Here is a 20,624-nt window from a genome sequence, read left to right as displayed (position 1 = left end):
GCTCCCACCCGCATCAGCCCCCTGGCAGCACTGCGCCCCACCGGATGACCCGATGGGGCGCAAAGACAGCCCACAATTCGCCAACAGCGTCCCGGCACAGGCGCCGGGCCGTCCGCCACTCGAACGACCCCGCACACCCGCAACCCGCAGGCCGGCTCCCCGCCGTAGCCGACCCGCGCGCCCGCGCGCTCCGTGCGCTTAGCCGGGACAGAGCCGCAGACGCCTCCGCGCCGACGGCATCCGGGCAGCGGACGCCACGCGCCGCCGCACCTTCCTCGCGACCCCCGGGGCCAGGCTCGACACCTTGGCGGACGGCGCGTCCTACGGCTCGCTCCCCTCCGGGACCAGCTCCGCCGGCCCCCGGTCCACGATCCAGCTCACAGAACCGCCCCCGCACGGTGTCCGAGGCGCAACGATATCTCCCGGCACGTGTCCAGCAGAGGCTGTCTGAACTCAGTGAGCAGGCGTTCCACGTCGTAGCCGACCGCTTGAACCGCCACGTTGACGGACGCGACCACCCTGCCACCCTCGTCGCGCACGGGCGCGGCGATCGACCTCAGGCCATGTGCCACTTCCTGGTCCTGGAGGGCGTAGCCGCGCTGGCGAACCAGGGCGAGCTGCTCATCGAGTGAGGTGCGGGACCGGACCGCGTGCGGACCCGCGCCTTCGGCGAAGGACCCTGGCCGCACGAGTACGTCGAGCTGTTCGCTGTCCAGGTAGGCGAGCAGCACTTTGCCCATGGAGGCGTACACCGCAGGCAGCATCGAACCGACCTGGATGTTCGCCGTCACCAGTTCAGCGTTCCGCAGTCGGACGAGGTACAGCACCTGGTCGCCCGACAGCACCCCCAGATTCACGGTTTCACCAGTTCCTTCGGCCAAGGCGCGCAGCGGCCCCGTCGCGGTCTGCATCAGGTCGAGCCCCTGGAGGGCGGCGAAGCCCAGCGTGAGCACCTTCGTGTTCGGGCGGTACCGGCCGTCCTGAAGCTGTTCCAGGTACCCCTCGGACTCCAGCGTCGCGACGATCCGGAACAGGGAGGCCATGGGCATGCCCGTCAGCTCCACGAGTTCGCTGACGCGCAGCGCGGGTCTGCGCTCCGAGAACATCGCGAGCACCCGCAGCCCCTTTGCGAGCGCTTCGATGCGGTACTTCGCACGGTCGGCCACTGTCGCCCCGTTCTCACTTTGCGGAGTGTGCTTTTACCCTCCGAAAGCTAGACCTCACCCGGGCTCCACACAAGCCTGACGAAACGAATGATGTCGCGGCTATTGCTAGTAGCGGCGCCCCCAGGTTACGTTCCCGGCGAGTTCAAAAGTTGATTTCACCTAGTGAAAGTACAGGCTCGAATGAATCGGTCACTTGGGCTGGAAGGCAGCAGGGTTCTGGTCGCCGGCGCGGGCGGCCTCGGCTCCGCCTGCGTAGCAGGATTGGCCGAGGCAGGGGCTCGGGTGGTCGTCGCGGATCTCAGCGAGCAGCGACTGCGCGCCCTTGACGCCGAACTCGGTCTCACCGAGGCGGGCGGCGGGGTGATCACCGCGGACCTGAGCCGGGCGGCCGACTGCCGGGCGGCAGTCGACAAAGGGGTTGCCGTCCTCGGCGGCCTGGACGCCTTCGTGCACGCGGTCGGCATCAACAACCGCCAGCCCGTCCTGGACTTCTCCGACGAGGAGTGGGACCAGATCCTGACCGTGAACCTGTCGAGCGCCTACTGGCTCGGGCAGGCGGTGGGCAGGGTGATGAGCGAGCAGCGCCACGGCCGGCTCGTCTTCGTCTCCTCCGTGTCCGGTCTGCTCGCCCACGCCAAGCACGGTCCCTACGCGGCGTCCAAGGGCGGCATCAACCAGCTCATGCGCGTCATGGCGCACGAATGGGCCGCTCACGGCGTGGGCGTCAACGCCGTCGCCCCCGGCTACATCGAGACGTCACTGACCACTGAATACCTCAGCCGGCCCGGGGTGCGGGAGGACCTGACAGCTCTCGTACCCGCGGGCCGGCTGGGAACCCCGTCCGAAGTCGTCGGCCCCACGCTGTTCCTGGCCTCGCCGCTGGCCTCCTTCGTCACGGGCCAAGTGCTCTACGTGGACGGCGGACGCACGCTCGTCTGAGTCGGACCGCGACGGAGAAGATCGAGAAGGGCAGTCCTGATGACCGAGTTGATCCGGCCTTCCGGCCGATTCACCGACAAGACGACCGTGGTGACCGGCACGGCACGCAGTTCGGCTCGGCTACGCAATGTCGATGCTTCGGTCCCGAAGCGCGCAGCCCGACGACACAGCTCGGCCGCATCTCCGCTCCCGGGAAGTGCGCGGGCCTGTCCCTGAGGGGGACGAGGTCCACATCATCGGCGCCCCGAATCATCGACAACGGCGGCCTCGGCAGGGGCGGCGCCCGAGCAGCATGGCGCTTCGTCTGAGTCGATTTCTCCACCAGATATCAAGCCAGAGGAGAACACGGTGAAACTGATTACCTTTGATACCGCTACAGAAGCTGGGCTCGTCGGCAGTCTTGACGGGGAAACCGTCGTCGAACTCGACGCACCCACCACCCGGGAGTACTTCGAGCGCGGCGGCGCGGAGCCCACCGGGCGGACCTTCGCGAGCACCGACATACGGCTGCGGGCGCCGATCGTGCCGAAGAAGTTCTTCCACACCTCGGGCAACTTCCGTGAGCATGAGGACGAATCGAAGCAGGTGGGCTGGTCGCACCCGATCCACAAGGGGATCGTCTTCTTCCAGAACGTCGACGCGATCGTGGGCCCGGACGAGGCCGTGGTGTATCCGGAGCACTTGACGTCCGAACTGGACTACGAGCTCGAACTCGCCATCGTGATCGGCAAGCCGGGCAAGTTCTTCACCGCCGAGGAAGCCGTCGACCACATCGCGGGATATGTCGTCTTCAACGACATCACCGCCCGCGACATCCAGCGCAAGGAGATGGCCTCGGGCGTCTTCTCGTACTGCAAGGCCATCGACACCTTCTGCCCGCTCGGCCCGTACATCGTGACCGCCGACGAGATCCCCGACCCCCACAACCTGAAGATGGAACTGCGGGTCAACGGGGACGTGCGGCAGAGCTCCAACACCAGCCGCATGATCGTGAGCATCCCCGAGCTGGTCGCCTACCACTCGCCGCAGGGCTACAGCGCCGGCGACCTGATCACCACCGGCACCGTGTCAGGGGTCGCGGGCTTCCGCCCCGACGCGGAGGACTACTACCTGCGGCCCGGCGACGTGGTCGAGGCGGAGATCGAGGGCGTGGGCACACTGCGCTCCCCGATCGTCTCCTGGAAGGACGCCTACGGGCAGCCGGCTCCGCCCAGGGTCACCTGGTGACCGGCACCCGGATCGGTGTGAAGGAACGCCCATGAGGCTGGTCACAGTGGACGACAGGCTCGCCCTGCAGCACGACGGCCGCGCGGTCGATGTGGCCGGAGCGAGCGAGGGACGGTTCGACAGCGACCCGATGGCGGCCTTCGAGCGCTGGGCGGAGTTCACCGCCTGGGCGAGGACGTACGTCCCCGAGCCCGGCACCGGTGAACAGGTCACGGCCGACCGCCTCGGCCCGCCGGTGCCCCGGCCGCGTCAGGTCTTCGCGGTCGCGCTCAACTATCCGCCGCACGCGGCGGAGGCCGGATACCAACCCCCAGAGGACCCGCTGGTCTTCACCAAGTTCCCGACGTGCGTGACGGGTCCCGACGCGGTCGTCGAACTGCCCGGCGAGAAGGTCGACTGGGAAGTCGAACTCGTCGCGGTGATCGGCGAGGGCGGACACCGGATCCCTCAGGAGAAGGCCTGGACGCACGTGGCCGGCCTGACCGTCGGACAGGACCTGTCCGAGCGGGCCGTACAGACGCAGGGCACACCACCGCAGTTCAGCCTGGGCAAGTCGTTCCCTGGCTTCGGGCCGACCGGCCCGGCCCTGGTGACCCTCGACGAGTTCACCGACCCCGGCGACCTGGAGATCTCCGGCACGGTGTCGGGAACCGTCGTACAGCGCTCCCGCACCAAGGAAATGATCTTCTCGGTGCCGGTGCTCATCGCGCGGATCTCCGCCGTCTGCCCGCTCCTTCCCGGTGACCTGATCTTCACCGGCACCCCGGCGGGCGTCGGAAACCGGATGACTCCGCCTCGTTACCTCACTCCCGGTGACGAACTGGTCAGCCGTATCGAAGGGATCGGCGAGATCCGTACCCGGTTCTCGCCGTCCGGCGGCGTCCGCCCGTAGGCGGCGCGAGACACAGGTACGCGACTGGATCCGTACCACCCCGGCCCGTCGTGGGCCGACGAGCCCGTATGGCTCTTCCAGAGGAGTTGAAAGATGAGAACCATTCGTAGAGTCGCTGGTCTGGGTGTCGCGGCGGCACTGCTGCTGACCGCGTGCGGCGGCGGGGGCGACAGCTCGACCGACGACGCGTCCGGCGGCAAGATCGCCGTCGGCATGCCGATCGACGTCACCACCTTCGATCCGCACAAGTCATTGACCGGACCGTTCATGCAGTACCTCACACCGGTCTACGACACCCTGATCCGGCGCACATCGGACGCCAAGCTGGAACCCTCGGTGGCCACTTCGTGGAAGTACACCTCGGCCGACCGGCGCACCTTCGAGCTGAAGCTGCGCAGCGACGTCACGTTCTCCGACGGGACGAAGCTCGACGCCACGGTGGTGAAGAAGAACCTCGAACACGCCAAGGCCGACGGCGGTCCCTTCGCCTCGTCGCTTGCCGCGGTCAGCTCGGTCACCACACCGGACGCGAACACCGTCGACCTGAAGCTGTCGAGCGCCGTTCCGGACCTCGACTTCGTGCTGGCCGGCCCGCTCGGCATGCTGGTCTCGCCGAAAAGTCTCAACGGCAGCACGCTGAACCGCACTCCGGCCGGCAGCGGACCGTACACCCTCGCCTCCAACAGCGTGCCTGGGCAGCGGTACGTCTACACGGCGCGCAAGGGCTACTGGAACGCGAAGGCCGTCGGCGCCGACAGCCTGGAGCTGTCCGTCATGCCCGACAACGACGCGCGGCTCAACGCCCTGCGGTCCGGGCAGATCGACATGACGGTGGTCTTCCCGCAGCAGGCGCAGACCGTGAAGTCGGCCGGTCTCCAACTGCTGTCCAAGCCGCTCAACTTCCTCGGCCTCGGCCTGCTGGACCGGGCCGGCACCAAGGCTCCCCAACTGGGCGACGTCCGGGTGCGGCAAGCGATGAACTATGCGGTTGACCGGGACGCCCTGGCCAAGGCAGTGACCTTCGGTTATGGCAAGGCATGGAGCCAGATCTTCCCGCCGTCGTCGGCCGGCGCGAGCGACACAGCGGAGAAGCGGTACCCGCACGACCCCGCGAAGGCCAAGCAGCTGCTCGCGCGGGCCGGTTATGCCAACGGGTTCACCCTGCCGGTGTTCAGCGAGAGCCGGTTCTCCAGCTACCTGGAGGCGCTCGACGGCCAGCTGCGGAAGGTCGGCATCAAGCTCGACATCAAGCTCGTCCAGTCGGGTCTGACCCAGTCATGGGGCACCACCGACAACCCGTCACCCATGTTCGTCTACGGCGTCGACGACGTCTACCAGGCCGCCAAGCTGTTCGCGCTGAAGGACTCCGCGTACAACCCGTTCAAGGCCGACTCCCCGGCGATCCAGAAGAGCTTCGAGGCCGCCGAGGCCGCCACGGACGACACGGCCCGCAGCAGTGCGTACCAGAAGATCTCCGACGAGATCACCGACCAGGCGTGGTTCCTGGTGACGCACGTCCAGGACGCGCTGTACGCGGTGAACGACAAGAAGGTCTCCGGAGTGGAGATGTACACGGGCAACTCGGTGCCCTTCGTCTACGGCTGGAAGGTGATCGGCTGACGGTGCGCGGCCGGGCCGGCTCCGGCCCGGCCCGCGCTCCGTCGTCGCGGAGGGGACATGGCTAGGTTCATAGTGACGCGGCTGGGATCGGCCGTGATCGTCCTGTTGTTGGTGTCCGTCCTGGTGGTCCTGCTGGTCCGGCTGATGCCCGGTGATGCCGCGTCGGCAATTCTCGGCGATCAGGCCACCCCGGAGAGCATCGCCCGGGTCCGTGCCGAACTCGGCATCGACCGCCCCGTCTACTCGCAGTATTCCGACTGGCTCGGCGCGGCGCTCCAGGGCGACCTCGGCCGCTCGCTGATCACTTCCGTCCCGGTGACCGAGGCTATCTCCGACCGGCTGTCCGTCACCGTGTGGCTGTCCGTCACGAGTCTCGTCGCGGCCCTGGTCCTCGGAGTGGCACTAGGCACGGCGGCGGCGCTCCGTGCCGGGGGTCGCGCGGACCGGATCATCTCGGCCGGCACGGCCTTCGCGGTAGCCGTCCCGCACTTCTGGCTCGCCCTCGTCCTCGTGCTGCTCTTCTCGCTCAAGCTGGGGTGGCTGCCCGCGACCGGATACGTGGCCCTGGGGCAGGATCCCGCCGAGTGGGCCAGAAGCCTCGTCATGCCGGTGACCGCACTGGCGCTCGGGCCCACCGCGATCATCGCGCGACAGACCCGCAGCACCATGGTTGACATCCTCCAGCGCGACTACATCACCGCGGCTCAGGGGCGTGGCATCCGGCTGCCCCGCCTCATCGGCAAGCACGCGCTCAAGAACGCCGCGATCCCTATCGTGACCAGCCTCGGACTGATCGCCTCGGTGCTGGTCGGCGGCACGGTCTTCATCGAACTGGTCTTCGCGATGCCAGGAATCGGACAGCTCCTGATCACTGCCGTGCAGAGCAGGGACCTGCCCGTGATCCAGGGCGTCATCACCTGCGTCGCCGCCGTCGTCGTGCTCGTCAACCTGTTGGTCGATCTCTCGTACGGCTGGCTCAACCCGAGGACCAGGACGGCCTGACATGTCATTCTTCGCCAAATTCCGCAAGCAGCGCGTGGCAATGGCCGGGGCGGTCGTCCTCCTGCTCGTCACGCTGGCGGCCGTCTTGGCCCCCTTGATCGCCCCGTACGACCCGCTCGCCCAGAACTTGGAGGCACTGCTCCAGGGTCCCAGCGGCTCCCACTGGCTGGGCACGGACGCGCTCGGGCGGGACGTCCTCAGCCGGCTTCTGTACGCGGCCCGGGTCTCCCTGCCAGCGGCGCTGCTGGCCCTCGGCGTCGCCGTGGCCATCGGCGTCCCCTGCGGCCTGATCATGGGGTACGTCGGCGGCAAGGTCGACCGGGTCGGGATGGTCTGCACCGATGTCATCCTCACCTTCCCCGGTGTGATGCTGGCCATCGCCCTGATCGCTGTCTTCGGCAACAACATGGTGAACGCCATGGTCGCGCTCGGCGTCGTGTACAGCCCCAACTTCGTCCGGCTCGCCAGGGCCGAGACCCTCACCGTGCGCCGGGAGAACTACGTGGCGGCGGCCGAGTTGCTCGGCTACCCGGCCCGCCGCCTGCTGGCCCGGCACATCCTGCCCAACATCGCCCCGCCCCTGCTCGTCCAGGCGTTCCTGACCTTCGGATTCGCCCTGCTCGCCCAGTCCGGTCTGTCGTTCCTCGGGCTAGGTGTGCAGCCGCCGTATCCCGGCTGGGGCGCGATGCTCGCCGAGGGCGCGTCCTACATGTCGCAGAACCCGGTGCTGATTTTGCCACCGGGCCTCGCTATCGCGCTGACCGTGCTCGCCGCCAACCTGATGGGAGACGGCATCCGCGACAGCATCGGCGCGGGCGTACGACGGGGAGCGGCGACGTCCCGTCCTCGCGGGGCCGGAAGGCTTCCGCGGCCCGCGCCACTCACAACCGGAGTACCCGCGGGTGAACCGGGCGTGCTGGAGGTCTCCGGACTGTCCGTCGGCTACGACAGTGACGGCGAGACCCGCCTGATCCTGGAGGACGTGTCGCTGCGCGTCCCCCGGGGCAAGACCCTCGCCCTGGTCGGGGAGTCGGGCTCGGGTAAGTCGGTCACCGCGCTCGCCGTCATGGGGCTGCTGCGCCCGCCGCTCGGCGTCCTGACCGGCTCGGCCCGGCTGGACGGCCAGGAGCTGATCGGCGCCCGCCGGAGCGAACTCGACCGGTTGCGCGGCAGCGCGATGTCCATGGTGTTCCAGGACCCCCTGGCGAGCCTCAACCCCTCCTTCACCATCGGCAACCAGCTCGTCGAGACAATCCGCCGCCACACCGGTCTGGACCGCGCAGCGGCCAGGGCCCGCGCACTCGAACTCCTGGAGCGCGTGCACATCCCCAACGCCGCCGAGCGTCTCAAGGCCTATCCCCATGAGCTGTCCGGCGGCATGGCCCAGCGGGTGATGATCGCGCTCGCCACCGCCTGCCGACCCAAGCTGATCATCGCCGACGAGCCGACGACCGCCCTTGACGTCACCGTGGAGGCGGAGATCCTCGACCTGTTCCGGGAACTCCAGGCCGACCTCGGCGCGAGCGTGCTGTTCATCACCCACGACATGGGTGTCGTGGCCGACATCGCGGACGAGGCCGCCGTCATGTACGCGGGCCAGATCGTCGAACAGGCCCCGGTCGACGAACTGTTCACCAGGCCGACGCATCCGTACACAAAGGCGCTCCTCGACTGCATACCCTCGCGTCACCAGGGCCAGGACGCGCTGCCGACGATTCCTGGCGTCGTGCCCGACCCGGGGCGGCGGCCCGTCGGATGCCGGTTCGCCGATCGTTGCACGCATGCCATGGACGACTGTGCGGACCCGCAGCCCCTGCGCATCACGTCCGGCGGCGCCGTTCGGTGTGTGCTTGCCGATTCCGGCCCGCACCGGACACCGGCCCTCACCGTGGAGAAAGAGGTACAGGCATGACCGCGCTGCTCGACATCCGTGATCTGACCGTGCGTTTCGGCTCCGGGCCAGGTCGGCTACGACGCCGGAGCCAGTGGTCCGAGGCGCTGAAGTCCGTGTCACTCTCGGTGGCCGCCGGCGAGACGGTGGGCCTGGTCGGCGAGTCGGGCTCCGGCAAGACGACGCTGGCCCGCAGTGTGCTCGGCCTGGTGACCCCGCACGCGGGCACCGTCTCGCTCGGTGGCGAGGTGATCGACGCGAAGCGGAAGGCGGACCGGCAACGGGTACGCCGTGATGTACAGATGGTGTTCCAGAACCCGTACTCGGCGCTCAACCCGACCATGACGATCGGCGCCGCCCTCCTGGAGGTGCTGCGCCGACGGGAGGGACTGGACCGCACGGCCGCCACGACACGCGCCACCGAACTGCTGGACTCCGTCCGTATCCCGTCCTCGGCCCTGGGCCGCTACCCGAGCGAGTTCTCCGGCGGTCAGCGTCAGCGGCTGGTCATCGCACGTGCCCTCGCGGCCCGGCCCAAGCTGCTGATCTGCGACGAACCGTTGTCCGCGCTGGACGTCTCGACCCAGGCCGAGATCATCAACCTGCTGCAACGGCTGAAGGCCGAGACCGGTACGGCCTACCTGTTCATCGGGCATGACCTCGCCGTGATTCGCCACATCAGCGATCGGGTCGCGGTGCTCTACCGGGGTGAACTCGTCGAGCAGGGGGACGCACAGCAGGTGTACGACGCGCCGGCGCACCCGTACACCAGGCGGCTACTGGCCTCGGTGCCAGAAGCGGACCCAGAGGCGCAGCGGCGCAAGCGGGAAGAGCGCAGAGCGCTGGCTGAGCAGGCGGTGTGACCGGCGGAAGGTCGCCCGTCGCATCGAGGGGCGTCGGCTGTCCCGTTTCGACCATGGACAGTCTCGGTCCGACCGCGCCTTCCGTCTTCTGTTCTCCTAGGTTTGACAGGCCGTGCGCGGAGGTCTCTGTGTCGGTGGAAAGGATCTCCAGACATGAATGACACGGCTTCCGCGCAGACCCTCCGAGCCTGGCTCGACGAGGCCGACCGTGTCCTGGTCGCGGCTGGCGCGGGACTGAGCGCAGCCGCCGGATACGACTACGGTGACGTCGCGCGCTTCAAGGCACTACTTCCGGCCTTGTACCGGCTCGGGTTGCGGTCCCGGTACCTGCTCGGTGTACCGCTGCCTGCCGACATGATGTGGGGTTACTGGGCCGTGCACATCGACGACATCCGTTTCGGGTCCGCGCCCAACCCTCTTTACCAAGAACTACGTTCCGCGATCGGCGACCGCGACCACTGGGTGGTCACATCTAACGTCGACGCGCTGTTCGCCCGCAACGGGTTCGATCCGGAGCGCGTCTTCACTCCTCAAGGCGACTACGGCCGGTTGCAATGCACTGTGCCGTGCACGCGCACGACCTGGCCGAGCAAGCCGTTCTACGACCGCGTCCTCGCCGCCTATGACCAGGAGACCGGTCGCGTTTCCGATGCGGCGGCACTGCCGGTCTGCCCCAACTGTGGGGCGGACGTCTTCCCCAATGTGCGGGTCGGGCCCGAGTTCGTGGACGACTCCTACATGCCCGCCGGGGAGAAACTGACGGAGTGGCTCGGCGACGCGCCCGACGACGCCCGCCTGCTCGTCCTGGAAATCGGAGCGGGCTTCAATACCCCGGGCGTCATCCGGCGGCCCATGGAGCATGTCGTACGCCGTACCCCCGGGGCGCGCCTTGTCCGCGTCAACCCAAACCACCCGGACATACCCTCTGATCTGGGACCCCGTGCCCTGTCGTTGCCGTGGGGGGCGGACAAGCTTCTGCAAGCGCTCACTGAAGGCACTGCCGGTCATGGGTGAGTCGGCTTCGCCCGAGCCGACCACGGGGCCGCGGGACGCCTCGGCGGCCGCGCGGCCCGACGTCTGGCTGTACGAGGGCACCGCAGCAGTCAGCTGGCGCGCAGCCCCGAGAGGGCACCGGACCTACCGAGAGCCATGCCGGTGCGGGGCGCCTATGGCGACCGCGAAGCTGTGCTGCGTGGCCTCGACAGCGCGCGAACCATCTTCATGGTGTCCCCACCTAAGATCGCGGAGCGGGTCGGTCAGCACAAGGAGCTCGTGGACGCTGCGGCAAGGATGGGCGTTGGCCATCTGGTGTACACGTCGTTCTTCGGTGCCCCGCCCGACGTCGCGTTCACCCTGGCCCGCGACCACGTCCACACCAAGGCGCACATCCGCGTGAGCGCTATGGGCTGCACGTTCCTGCGGGACAACCTTTACACCGAACCCATCCCCGACCTGGTGGGCGATGACGGCGACGTCCGCGGTCCGGCCGGGACGAGGCGGGCCGCATTCGCCACCCAGGACGACGTCGCCGACGCCGCAACAGTGCTGCGCCGGACCAGCAACCACGCCGCAGCCGTGTACGAACTTACCGGACCCAAGTCCTTCACCCTCGAAGAGGCCGCCGCCGTGCCATACGAAGTGCTCGAGCGCGCTATCACCCGCCGCCGGAAACAGTGGAGTAGGCCTGCGCCTCGCGCACCTCCCACCACGCCCCGCAGTGACAAGTACCTGTACGGTCATCCCTTCCGGCCAACTCCATGACGTAGCCAAGGCCCTGGCTCGCCTCAGCGGTCGCTCCACTACGCCTCGGGCGGACGTCGTTCGCGCCCACCGCGCCTGATCCCAGGGCCCTCCCGCACATACCCCCCACAGCCAGGTCCCGCTGGAGTACTGATGATCATCGACCCCACCTCCGATCACTCCTCCGTTCTCTCCCTCGACGCCTATCGCGCGGCTGTCCGCCTCGACGAACCCTTCCGCCCCGTGGCTCCCGCGGCCACAGCCCGGGATCTCAGTGGGCACGTCCGCGCCGCTCTCGGCCTGCTGCGGACCGACAAGGCCGTAAGCCGGCTCGGTCTGGACAACGACGCCATCCGACGGATCCGTGAAGCCGACAGCACCGTCGCCCGTGGAGTCCTGAGGACCCTGCTGACCGTCCGCGCTCCCGGCCCGATGCCGCTGAGCGCGATGGCCGAACTGGACGCGCTACTCGGTGGGGAGCGTCTGTCCCGGCAGGACGTTGACGCGCGTCAACTCCCTACCATCGCCCAGCTGCACCCCGGCACCTCCTACAGCGCCGCGGACCGAACCGCGGTGTGGCGGGGCAACATAACCACCCTCGCCATCGACGCGATAGTGAACGCGGCCAACAGCGCACTGCTGGGGTGTTTCGTCCCGGGGCACCCATGTATCGACAACGCGATCCACAACGCGGCGGGGCCGCGTCTGCGCGACGATTGCCAAATGATCATGAGCGCGCAGAACGCGCCGGAACCCACCGGCGTCGCGAAGATCACTCGCGGATACCACCTGCCGGCCCGTTACGTCCTGCACACGGTCGGCCCGATCGTCGGCGGCCCTGTGCACTCACGCCACGCAGAGGCCCTGGCCATGAGCTACCGCTCCTGCTTGGACCTCGCCGCCGAGCTGGGGGCAATCCGTACCGTGGCGTTCTGTGGCGTCAGCACCGGGGTCTTCGGCTTTCCCAGGGTGCCGGCCGCCCGCGTGGCGTTGCGTACTGTGGCCGACTGGATGGACGACCATCCGGAGCTGCTGGACCGAGTGATCTTCAACGTGTTCGGCGAGGACGACGAGAACGCATACCGAACCGCACTGGCTGACGTCACTCAGCCCCGGCAAGCCGGGTATCGACCTGACAGGGCAGACAAGTGGTAGGCCCTGGGTATTAGGGGTGTCACTTGAGGGACACCGGTGGCACCACAGTGCCACCGGTGCATGGCATTGTCCGGAAGACACCCTGCCCCGCCGCACCGGTCCCGACGCAAAGAGAGCCGGCGCCGTACTCCTTGTGAAAACAGCTGAAGGGCCGGGCGCCGATGCCCGGCCCTCTTCGTCAGCAGGCCTCAGATCTCCTCGAGCGTGCCCGTGTGCAGCTCCGCCACGCGGCCGTCAGGGGTCTCGTAGGTCCAGAAGGCGTGGACCGACCCGGTGTTGAGGTTCATGGCATGGGTGATGGTCATGCCTGACTTCTCCAACCAGCCGAGGATGAAGACGCCGGGGCTGACCTCAGCGGCGTGCAGCTCGACGTCCTCGACCGCGCCCTTCGTGGGTCCGGCGACAGTCTCGTAGTGCAGTGCGGTTCCGTCAGACGCATAGGTGTTGTGGAAGACGACACCATTGTCGACGCTGAAACGGAAGGTTCTCCCCGCGTAGGTCAGGTCGCTCATCGTGCTTGCCCCGCCCTCAGAACAGGCCGTTGGGGTGCGGGAGCTCGTCCGGAACCTGAGCGATGACGTCCCAGTGCTCGACGATCTTCCCGTCGGCCACCCGGAACAGATCCCAGTAGGCGACAGAAACCCCGAACTCACCCTCGGACTGGAGCAGCACAAGATCACCCTCGGCGACGACCTTGTGGACGGTCTTGTAGACCAGGTTCTTGCCCTGCTCCGCCCACTTCGCCGCGGCGGCACCGAAACCGTCCAGGCCGTCAGCGGCCTCCGGGTTGTGCTGGAAGTAGGTCTCGGTGGAGATGAAGTCGGTGAGCACCGAGTAGTCCGCGCCCCTGAGGACCTTCTCGGCGAACTCGGAGACCAGCTTGCGGTTCTGCTCGGTCCGGTCGAGGTCAGCCGGGGCGGTCTGGCCGTCCGTCTGGGTGCGGCCGGAAGCGGTGACCGTGACGACCGGCGTCAGAGCGTCCCAGTGCTCGGCCAGCTTGCCGTCCGCGTCCACGCGGAAGAGGTCGAAGGCGACCAACGGCTCGGGGCCGAATCCGTGGTAGACGCCATGCAGCGCGACCAGGTCACCGTCCGCGATCACCCGAGCACCCTCATAGCGGAACCCGTCGGGGAGCCCGGCCACCAACTGCCGTAGAGCTTCCGGGCCGTCCGCCGCGAGGCTGCTGTGCTGACGGTAGTTGGCGGCCACCCAACGGTCCACCGCGCTCGGGTCCTTGTCCCCGAACAGCTCGCCTGCCGCCTTGAGGACGATCTCCTTGTTACCCACAGCACCTCTCCGATCTGCGCTTTCCGGTGACACCTTGCTCACCGGCTTGTCTCAACTATCACCGCGTAAACGGCGAGGCGCACGGTAGAGCTAGGCATGACGATGGTCGAAATGGGACACGTTCCAGTGATCGAGCGTGGATATCGCAACCCGACCCAGCCGGACCTGCGACTCGAGGCCCTCCCTTTCGCCGATCTCGCACGCCACCTCCCGGTGGAGGAATTGGGGCGCGTGCACCGGATCGACTTCCACCAACTCACCTTGGTCCACCGCGGCGAAGGGACCGGGATGGTGAACTTCCCGACATCCCCCTACGGCGGGGCACACCGCTGCACGTCCAGCCCGGACAGGTGCAGCGTCTGCCGACAACACCGACAGGCGAACCCTCGGACCTGGATGCCACAGTGATCCTGTTCACCCCTGACTTCGCACCCTGGCTGCCCACGGCCGTCCGGGTGACGGATGTCCGTCCGGCCCGGCCCTCTGGAAGCTCTCCGTCGAGCACCCAGGGCGTCTGATCCACGCGGTCGCAGACCTCACCGGCGGAAGAGCCGCACTGCCTCTTCCGGCACGAACTGGAAGTTCGTTCGCTGTCCCGGGCCAGGCCCACAACTACGCCGCTCGCCTCGGCAACCCCCTCAAGACGCTCAACCGTCGCGTCAGGACGGGCCCCATGGGCCGGTGCCGCCGAGATCAGGTCCTCCGGTCAGGCACTGCTTCCGGTGGCGGAGGTGACCGGGGGTGCAGGAAACCCGCCAATTGCCAGTTCGTACGTGTGCGCCACGCGCAACACGGTGGCGTCGTCGAAGCGCCTGCCTGTGATCATCATGCCGACCGGAAGGCCGTCAACCAGGTCGGTCGGCACACTGCATGACGGATGACCGGTCACGTCGAAGGGCGCGGTGTTGCCGACCATCGACAACGCGACACGCAGGTAGTCGGCCAAGGAGACATCGGCCGGCGGGATCTCCTCGGCCGTGTAGGGGACTGTGGGCATGACCAGCACGTCGTACCTGGCCAGCGCCGCGTCGTAGGCCGCACGGACCTCCGGCACGAGGCGGCGGGCCATGCCGTAGTACTTCCCACCCCCGGCCTCGAAGGTATAGCGGCCGGAGAGCCCCACGAGCTTGACGGTCTTGGACAGAGTGGCGCCGTGCTCGATCCGCCGGCGGGCGTAGTGGGCGATCAGCTCCGGGTCGTAGAAGTCGTCGGTGTTCATGCCGTAGGCGTTGCCGTCGATCATCTGGTAGGCGGCCCCCTCGGTCGCGATCACGTTCCACACGTGCAGGGCGTCCGTGTGCCAGGGAATCGAGACCTTCTCCACGGTCAGTCCGGCCGAACCCAGTGCATCGATGGCGACACGGACGGACTCGTCGACGTCTGGATCCGACACCGGCGTTCCGAAGCCTTCCGTGACGACTCCGACGCGCAGGCCCGAGGCCGGCTCAGCAAGCGCCGCGTGATAGTCAACCGGTTCGATCGCGTCGGGCTGGCGCGGGTCGAAGCCATCGGCCCCGGCCAGGACGCCCAGCATCGCCGCCGCATCCGCGACGGTACGGGTCATCGGGCCGACATGGTCGATGGTCCGCTCGATCGGGAAAGCGCCCGTGTAGGGCACCAGGCCATGGGTGGGCTTGTGCCCCACAATGCCGCAGAAGGCACTCGGCAAGCGGATCGAGCCCCCCTGGTCCCCGCCGAGGGCCAGGTCGACCTCTCCGGCCGCCACAAGCGCGGCACTGCCGCTGGACGAACCACCCGTGTTCCGGCTCTCGTCCCACGGGTTGCGCACCGGTCCCGGGTGCGAGGTGAAACTGGCACCCGAGAAGCACAGGTCCTCGCACACCGACTTGCCCGCGATCGTCGCGCCGGCGTCGAGCAGCCGGCGCACGGCGGTGGCATCCTTCCGCGGGACGAATCCCTCGACCGTACGCGAACCGTTCATCATCGGTACGCCCGCGACCGCGACGTTGTCCTTCACCGCGACCGTTCGACCAGCCAGAGGACCTTCCACGGACTCGGTGAGCGAGGTCGTCACATACCAGGCGCCCAGCCGGTTCTCGTCCGCAGCGGGCGACGTCCAGGAACGGTTCGGGGCAGCGGGGGCCGTACGCTCGTAGAGCTGCTCGACCGCCGCCGTAGCGGCAAGGGTGCCCGCTACCGCAGGCACGAACTCTTCGAGTTCCTCGGCGGACAGCCCGAAGTGGAAATGTTCATCGATTGCCGCCAGGCGGGCGGCGTCGGGGGCGGGGAGCGAAGACATCGGACGACTCCTTGAGACAGAGACCCGGTGGAACAGGGATCAATCTAAGACATCAAGTCAATGAGTCAACACCTATTGACGTAACGTTGGGGTTAACCGGCCCCACGCCCACCAGGTCGACCGGCTCAGCGGTGCTACAGCGAGACCGGCCGCAGCCCGGTGCCGGTCGCCTCGCCGATGAAGAGGTCCTGAGTGACCAGGCCACGGTCATCCAACGTGACAGTGCCGCGCGGCAGTTCGAAACTGCCGGGACACATCGCCGCGGCGATCAGCCTCGGTTCGTCCGCGCCGACCCGCCTCGCGGCGGACCACCAGATGCGCACCCCTTCGAAGACCGATTCGCTCAGGGTCGACACTGGCGGGGCCCAGCGGCCGAACGCCTCCCGGTAGCGGTACAGAAGTCCGGCGTTGTCGGCTGAGGCCATCTGCTCGACGTACCCGGAGACGGTGTACAGGCCAGGTGCGGCATCGGCTCCCACATGCTCCAGAGTGGATTCGTCCATGGCCGGAGCAAGCGTGAGGCACTGTTCGCGGAGCCCCATCGCGTAGCACTGCCGCTCGAACGCCGCCGCGTCCGAGCCCACGAACGTGGACAGCACAATGTCCGCACGCGACGATGTCACCGCCTCGATGATCTGCGTGAAGTCGCGTGTGCCCAGAGCGGCGAACCGCTCACCGACCACCTGCCCACCCGACCGTGGCAGGATCCGACGGGCAGCGGCATGTGTGCTGCGCGGCCAGCAGTAGTCGTTCCCGGCCAGGAACCAGCGCTTACCTCCGGCCGCCCTCATGAGCGGCCCCGCCGCCGTGGCCAGTTGGCCATCCGGTCTTTCGCCGAGTTGGATGCGCAGCGGTCCAGCGACACCGCCCTCGTTCATCTGAGGCTGCACCAGGAGTACCTCGCTCTCAGCGAGGGCCCGCGACACCGCGAAGAACGTGGCGGAGGTACCGGCGACCAGGATCGTTCGGCAGCCGGACCGGACCAGCCGCCACGCCTCGGCGACGCCGACCGCCGGGTCCGTGGCGTCATCCCCGACCAGCAGTTCCACCGGTCGGCCTCGTACCCCGCCCTCCGCGTTGATCTCCTCGACGGCGAGCATCGCCATGTGGTCCGTCGCGACCCCGAACAGGCTCGCCGGACCTGATTTGCTGGTCAGCAGGCCCAGCCTCGGATTCGGTGAGGAGACGCGACCGGCCGGCAGGCCTCGGCGGCGCATCAGCCATTCCAGTCCGGCCTCGTCGAGTTCGGCGAACAGCCGGACCCTTGTCCCTCCGCGGTCGGCATCGAACCGCAGCTTGATAAGGCCCCGCCAGGGCTGGTCGTGCACAATCTCGATGCAGCCGCCCAGTCCGGCGCTGCGGCGGGCGTTCTCAGGACCCGGCGACGGCGGCCGCACCACTGTGATCCGGCCGATGATCTCCACCCCGTCGGCAACCGGCCCATCGAGCGGGGCGCGCATCCTCACGGCCGCGCCCACCGCGACCCGATCGCACACGGCGTCGAACAGCCAGCCCGCCCCGGTGCCCGCCCCGAACAGACCGAACGCCGCGACCGGCGGTGCGGCGGTCCATTCCTCGACGGGCAGCACAAGTGCGGCCATCACGTCACCTCATCAAGCGGACCGGCTGTCCCGGATACCAGGGCCGGCCTCCGTGGCCTTGGACGCCGCTGCGCGCCCCGCATCGGCGAGCGCCCCCTGAAACAGCGCCTGGAGCGTCGCGATGACCTCGCGTGCGGGACCGGCCGGATCGATCGAGTAGTGCCGATACCGGCCCGCCTTGCGCTCGCTCACCAAGCCCGCAGCTCGCAGTACACGCAGATGACTCGAGACTCCGGTACGACCGATGCTGCTGATCTGCTCGGCGAGCTCACCCACGGTGCACTCTTCACGTTCGGCCAGGACACCCAGAATCTGACGGCGCACAGGGTCGGCGAGTGCGTCGAATGCCAGGTCTGCGGGCACCGATGCTCGCTCCCTCCATCGGTCAGCGACGATTGACATGTGCCAGCGTAGTCCACAGCGCCGAGCCCCTGTCAGGAGCCAGTTCCCCCGCAGCGAAGGGCCAAGACCGGACCGTCCGGGAGCGGTGACCCGACGGACCAGACCTCCAGCGAACAGAAAGGACAGCCCCGCCCTGTCACCGGTGCTCAGGGTGTGCGGCCGCGTCCCCGGCGACGCGGCCGCCACCTGTCAGAACCGCCCTCAGGAGGAGGACGAGGTGTAGCTGGGACCCCGGTCCCGCACGTAGACCCAGCCGTTCGACTCGTTCTTCTCGACGCCCCTGAGATAACGCGTCACGCTGTTGTGCTTGACCCCCTTCGGGTTAGTGGTGTTGCAGTGGCTCTGGATCTCGGCGTCGGTCATGGTGACGTAGTTGTACGCCTCCCAGCCGCCCTTCGGGTCCTCCACCTTGGTCTGGTAGCCCTTGTCGTACCAGTAGTAGTGGCCGTGGTACCGCTTGCCGAAGTGCAGTTCCCAGTCGCCCTCGATGGTCTGGTAACCGGTGCCACGGGTGACCCACGCCTTGTGGTAGGGCTCCATCGTGTAGTCCACGCTGACTGTGGTCGTGTGGGACCGGTCGAAGGTCTTGCCGAACGCCGCGGTGGCGGAGACGGAGATGGGCTCCCACAGGGCGGAGGCCAGGGTCGCGGAGATGTTCGCGTTGGTCGACGAGCCCGCGGTCTCCGACCAGGACCAGGTGCGGTGGACCGTGCCGCCGCAGTTGTAGACCGTGGCACCGACCTGGTGCTTCTTGCCGACCTGGCCGCCGTCCAGGGACTGCGCGTCGAACTTGCAGTAGTCGGCGGTGGTCCTGCACTGGGAGAGCAGTTCCTGCTCGGTGGGCATGGTGTCGGCGGCGGTGGCGAACGTGGCGGTCGTCGCGACCAGCGCGCTCGACGCGGCGAGTGCCGCACCGAAGAGGCTGACGCGTCGTACGCGGCGGGTGCGCGAACGCTTCGTGACGGTGGGGGGCATACGTAGTCCTGCTTTCCAGGTCGCTCCGTGTACCGGGATTCCGGTTCTGGCACGACGATGGCAACCGGAAAGTTGACTGACATCTCCCTCTGGTCACTCCAGTCAATCGGCAGGCGACGAAGGAGTTGTCCGATTCCATCCTCTCGTCACCTCCGGTCAATTGTGATGTTCCCCGGTGGGCGTTTACTCCGACGGCGGGTGAAACATATGGTCATGGCCTTGATGTCGCTTTGACAGGATGTACGGAGGTCACGACATGGGACGCCCCGAAAGGCCGTTGGAGCCGGGACAAGGTCCCGTTCAGCAGCTCGCCCACGAGTTGCGAGAGCTGCGCAGATCCGCGGGGAGCCCGTCCTACCGCACCATGGCCGAAGCGGCGAGCTTCTCCTCGGCAACGTTGTCAGAGGCGGCCCGCGGGCAGCGGGTGCCGTCGCTGGCCGTTCTCCAGGGGTATGTGCGGGCCTGCGGCGGCGATCCGGCCGTATGGGAACCGCGCTGGCATGAGGTACGGGCGGCGGTCTCGCGGATGTTGCGCGACGACGAGTCGCCGCAAACCGAGTCGCCCTACCGAGGACTGAGCCGATTCGAGCCGGCCGATCGCGCGCTGTTCTTCGGCAGGGACCGCCTGGTGGAGGAGCTCCAGGAACTCGTGTGCGAGCACCGATTCGCGGTGGTGTTCGGCGCGTCCGGCAGCGGTAAGTCCTCCCTCCTGCGCGCCGGCCTGATTCCCCGCCTCCAGGAGAAGATCGCGGAGACGGGCCGGTCGGCGGCCCTGCGCATCCTGGCCCCAGGTCCCAAGCCCGCCACCACATACGGCCATCTGCTCACCCCGGGCGAGGACGAGCCGGAGAGCTGGGTGGTGGTCGACCAGTTCGAGGAGGTCTTCACCCTGTGCCGGGACTCGCGGGAGCGCTCCCACTTCATCGACCTGCTGCTCGCGGCACGGAACCCGGCGAGCCGACTGCGGGTTCTGATCGCTGTGCGGGCGGACTTCTACGCCCGCTGCGGCGAGCACCGCGAGCTTGCCGACGCCCTGCGCGGTTCCGGTCTCCTGGTCGGTCCGATGACGGCGGACGAACTGCGAGAGGCAGTGGTCGGACCGGCCCAAGCCGTCGGGCTGCTAGTGGAGCGAGAGCTGACCGCGCGCATCGTGGACGAGGTTCTGGACCAGCCCGGCGCGCTGCCGATGCTCTCGCACGCTCTGCTTGAGTCCTGGCGCCGACGCCACGGACGACTGCTGACACTCTCCGTCTACGAGGCGGTGGTGGCGTTCGCGGCGCGATCGCGGCGAGCGCCGAGGAGGTATTTGGCCGCTTGTCCGCGCTCCAGGCCGCCGCCGCTCGGCTGCTGCTGCTGCGGATGGTCGAACCGGGGCACGGCACGCCCGACACCCGCCGCCCGCTCTCGCGCGCCGAACTGGACCAGTGGGAGCACCCGGACATGCCGCTGGTGGTGGAGCGACTGGCCACCGCCCGTCTGCTGATCGTCGATGAGAAGGAGGTCCATCTCGCCCACGAAGCCCTCATCACCTCCTGGCCGCGACTGCACAGCTGGATCGAGGAGGACCGCACCCGACTGCTGCACCACCGCGGCCTGACCGAGGC

17 protein-coding genes and 1 pseudogene are annotated in these 20,624 nt (G+C 68.2%); 11 read left to right on the top strand and 7 right to left on the bottom strand.

Annotated features, from left to right (window positions below):
* Positions 1-377: 377 nt before the first annotated feature.
* Positions 378-1,166 carry an IclR family transcriptional regulator gene (locus tag ACFU95_RS45950; protein ID WP_383842110.1) on the bottom strand — a complete coding sequence of 263 codons (789 nt, stop codon included), beginning with the start codon at positions 1,164-1,166 and terminating at the stop codon, positions 378-380.
* A gap of 180 nt (positions 1,167-1,346) precedes the next feature.
* On the opposite strand from ACFU95_RS45950, the gene ACFU95_RS45945 reads away from it, so the two are divergent.
* The 10 genes from ACFU95_RS45945 to ACFU95_RS45900 all read left to right on the top strand — a co-directional run bounded on the left by ACFU95_RS45945 (position 1,347) and on the right by ACFU95_RS45900 (position 12,495).
* Positions 1,347-2,105, top strand: a complete 759-nt coding sequence (locus tag ACFU95_RS45945; RefSeq protein WP_383842108.1) for an SDR family NAD(P)-dependent oxidoreductase — start codon at positions 1,347-1,349, stop codon at positions 2,103-2,105.
* A 348-nt stretch (positions 2,106-2,453) separates the two neighbouring features.
* Positions 2,454-3,332 carry a fumarylacetoacetate hydrolase family protein gene (locus ACFU95_RS45940; protein WP_383842105.1) on the top strand — a complete coding sequence of 293 codons (879 nt, stop codon included), beginning with the start codon at positions 2,454-2,456 and terminating at the stop codon, positions 3,330-3,332.
* Between the two features lie 31 nt (positions 3,333-3,363).
* Complete coding sequence (locus ACFU95_RS45935) at positions 3,364-4,224, top strand: fumarylacetoacetate hydrolase family protein (RefSeq protein ID WP_383842102.1); 861 nt, start codon at positions 3,364-3,366, stop codon at positions 4,222-4,224.
* 93 nt (positions 4,225-4,317) lie between these two features.
* Positions 4,318-5,844 (top strand): ABC transporter substrate-binding protein, encoded by a 1,527-nt coding sequence (locus ACFU95_RS45930; protein WP_383842099.1) that lies wholly within the window; start codon positions 4,318-4,320, stop codon positions 5,842-5,844.
* A 57-nt stretch (positions 5,845-5,901) separates the two neighbouring features.
* Positions 5,902-6,846, top strand: coding sequence for an ABC transporter permease (locus tag ACFU95_RS45925; RefSeq protein ID WP_383842096.1), 945 nt, complete (start codon positions 5,902-5,904; stop codon positions 6,844-6,846).
* 1 nt (position 6,847) lies between these two features.
* Positions 6,848-8,758 carry a dipeptide/oligopeptide/nickel ABC transporter permease/ATP-binding protein gene (locus tag ACFU95_RS45920; protein WP_383842093.1) on the top strand — a complete coding sequence of 637 codons (1,911 nt, stop codon included), beginning with the start codon at positions 6,848-6,850 and terminating at the stop codon, positions 8,756-8,758.
* Entirely contained in the window at positions 8,755-9,600 is an 846-nt protein-coding gene (locus tag ACFU95_RS45915) for an ABC transporter ATP-binding protein (RefSeq protein WP_383842090.1), read from the top strand. The genes ACFU95_RS45920 and ACFU95_RS45915 overlap by 4 nt, the downstream gene beginning before the upstream one ends.
* Before the next feature lie 153 nt (positions 9,601-9,753).
* Positions 9,754-10,614 carry an NAD-dependent protein deacetylase of SIR2 family gene (locus ACFU95_RS45910; RefSeq protein WP_383842087.1) on the top strand — a complete coding sequence of 287 codons (861 nt, stop codon included), beginning with the start codon at positions 9,754-9,756 and terminating at the stop codon, positions 10,612-10,614.
* A 63-nt stretch (positions 10,615-10,677) separates the two neighbouring features.
* Complete coding sequence (locus tag ACFU95_RS45905) at positions 10,678-11,361, top strand: NmrA family NAD(P)-binding protein (RefSeq protein WP_383842122.1); 684 nt, start codon at positions 10,678-10,680, stop codon at positions 11,359-11,361.
* Between the two features lie 132 nt (positions 11,362-11,493).
* Positions 11,494-12,495, top strand: a complete 1,002-nt coding sequence (locus ACFU95_RS45900; RefSeq protein ID WP_383842084.1) for a protein-ADP-ribose hydrolase — start codon at positions 11,494-11,496, stop codon at positions 12,493-12,495.
* 188 nt (positions 12,496-12,683) lie between these two features.
* Here ACFU95_RS45900 and ACFU95_RS45895 read toward each other — a convergent pair whose 3' ends face one another.
* From ACFU95_RS45895 to ACFU95_RS45870, 6 genes are all read right to left on the bottom strand, one after another.
* Positions 12,684-13,007, bottom strand: coding sequence for a hypothetical protein (locus ACFU95_RS45895; RefSeq protein WP_383842081.1), 324 nt, complete (start codon positions 13,005-13,007; stop codon positions 12,684-12,686).
* Between the two features lie 16 nt (positions 13,008-13,023).
* Complete coding sequence (locus tag ACFU95_RS45890; protein WP_383842078.1) at positions 13,024-13,782, bottom strand: nuclear transport factor 2 family protein; 759 nt, start codon at positions 13,780-13,782, stop codon at positions 13,024-13,026.
* Positions 13,783-14,488: 706 nt separating this feature from the next.
* On the bottom strand, positions 14,489-16,042 hold the full coding sequence (locus ACFU95_RS45885) for an amidase (protein WP_383842075.1): 1,554 nt from the start codon (positions 16,040-16,042) through the stop codon (positions 14,489-14,491).
* A gap of 134 nt (positions 16,043-16,176) precedes the next feature.
* On the bottom strand, positions 16,177-17,643 hold the full coding sequence (locus ACFU95_RS45880) for a substrate-binding protein (protein ID WP_383842072.1): 1,467 nt from the start codon (positions 17,641-17,643) through the stop codon (positions 16,177-16,179).
* A gap of 12 nt (positions 17,644-17,655) precedes the next feature.
* Positions 17,656-18,006 carry an ArsR/SmtB family transcription factor gene (locus tag ACFU95_RS45875; protein WP_383842069.1) on the bottom strand — a complete coding sequence of 117 codons (351 nt, stop codon included), beginning with the start codon at positions 18,004-18,006 and terminating at the stop codon, positions 17,656-17,658.
* Between the two features lie 240 nt (positions 18,007-18,246).
* Positions 18,247-19,020: a hypothetical protein gene (locus tag ACFU95_RS45870; RefSeq protein WP_383842066.1), complete on the bottom strand. Its 774-nt coding sequence runs from the start codon at positions 19,018-19,020 to the stop codon at positions 18,247-18,249.
* A gap of 238 nt (positions 19,021-19,258) precedes the next feature.
* Here ACFU95_RS45870 and ACFU95_RS45865 point away from each other — a divergent pair.
* A pseudogene (locus tag ACFU95_RS45865) lies at positions 19,259-20,598 on the top strand (helix-turn-helix domain-containing protein); the annotation flags it as partial.
* Between the last annotated feature and the right edge of the window lie 26 nt (positions 20,599-20,624).

It is taken from the genome of Streptomyces sp. NPDC057623 (assembly GCF_042800355.1).
Classification (GTDB): Bacteria; Actinomycetota; Actinomycetes; order Streptomycetales; family Streptomycetaceae; genus Streptomyces.
The sequence above is the reverse complement of the archived record's forward strand: the minus strand, read 5'-3'. Positions and strand labels throughout refer to the sequence as shown.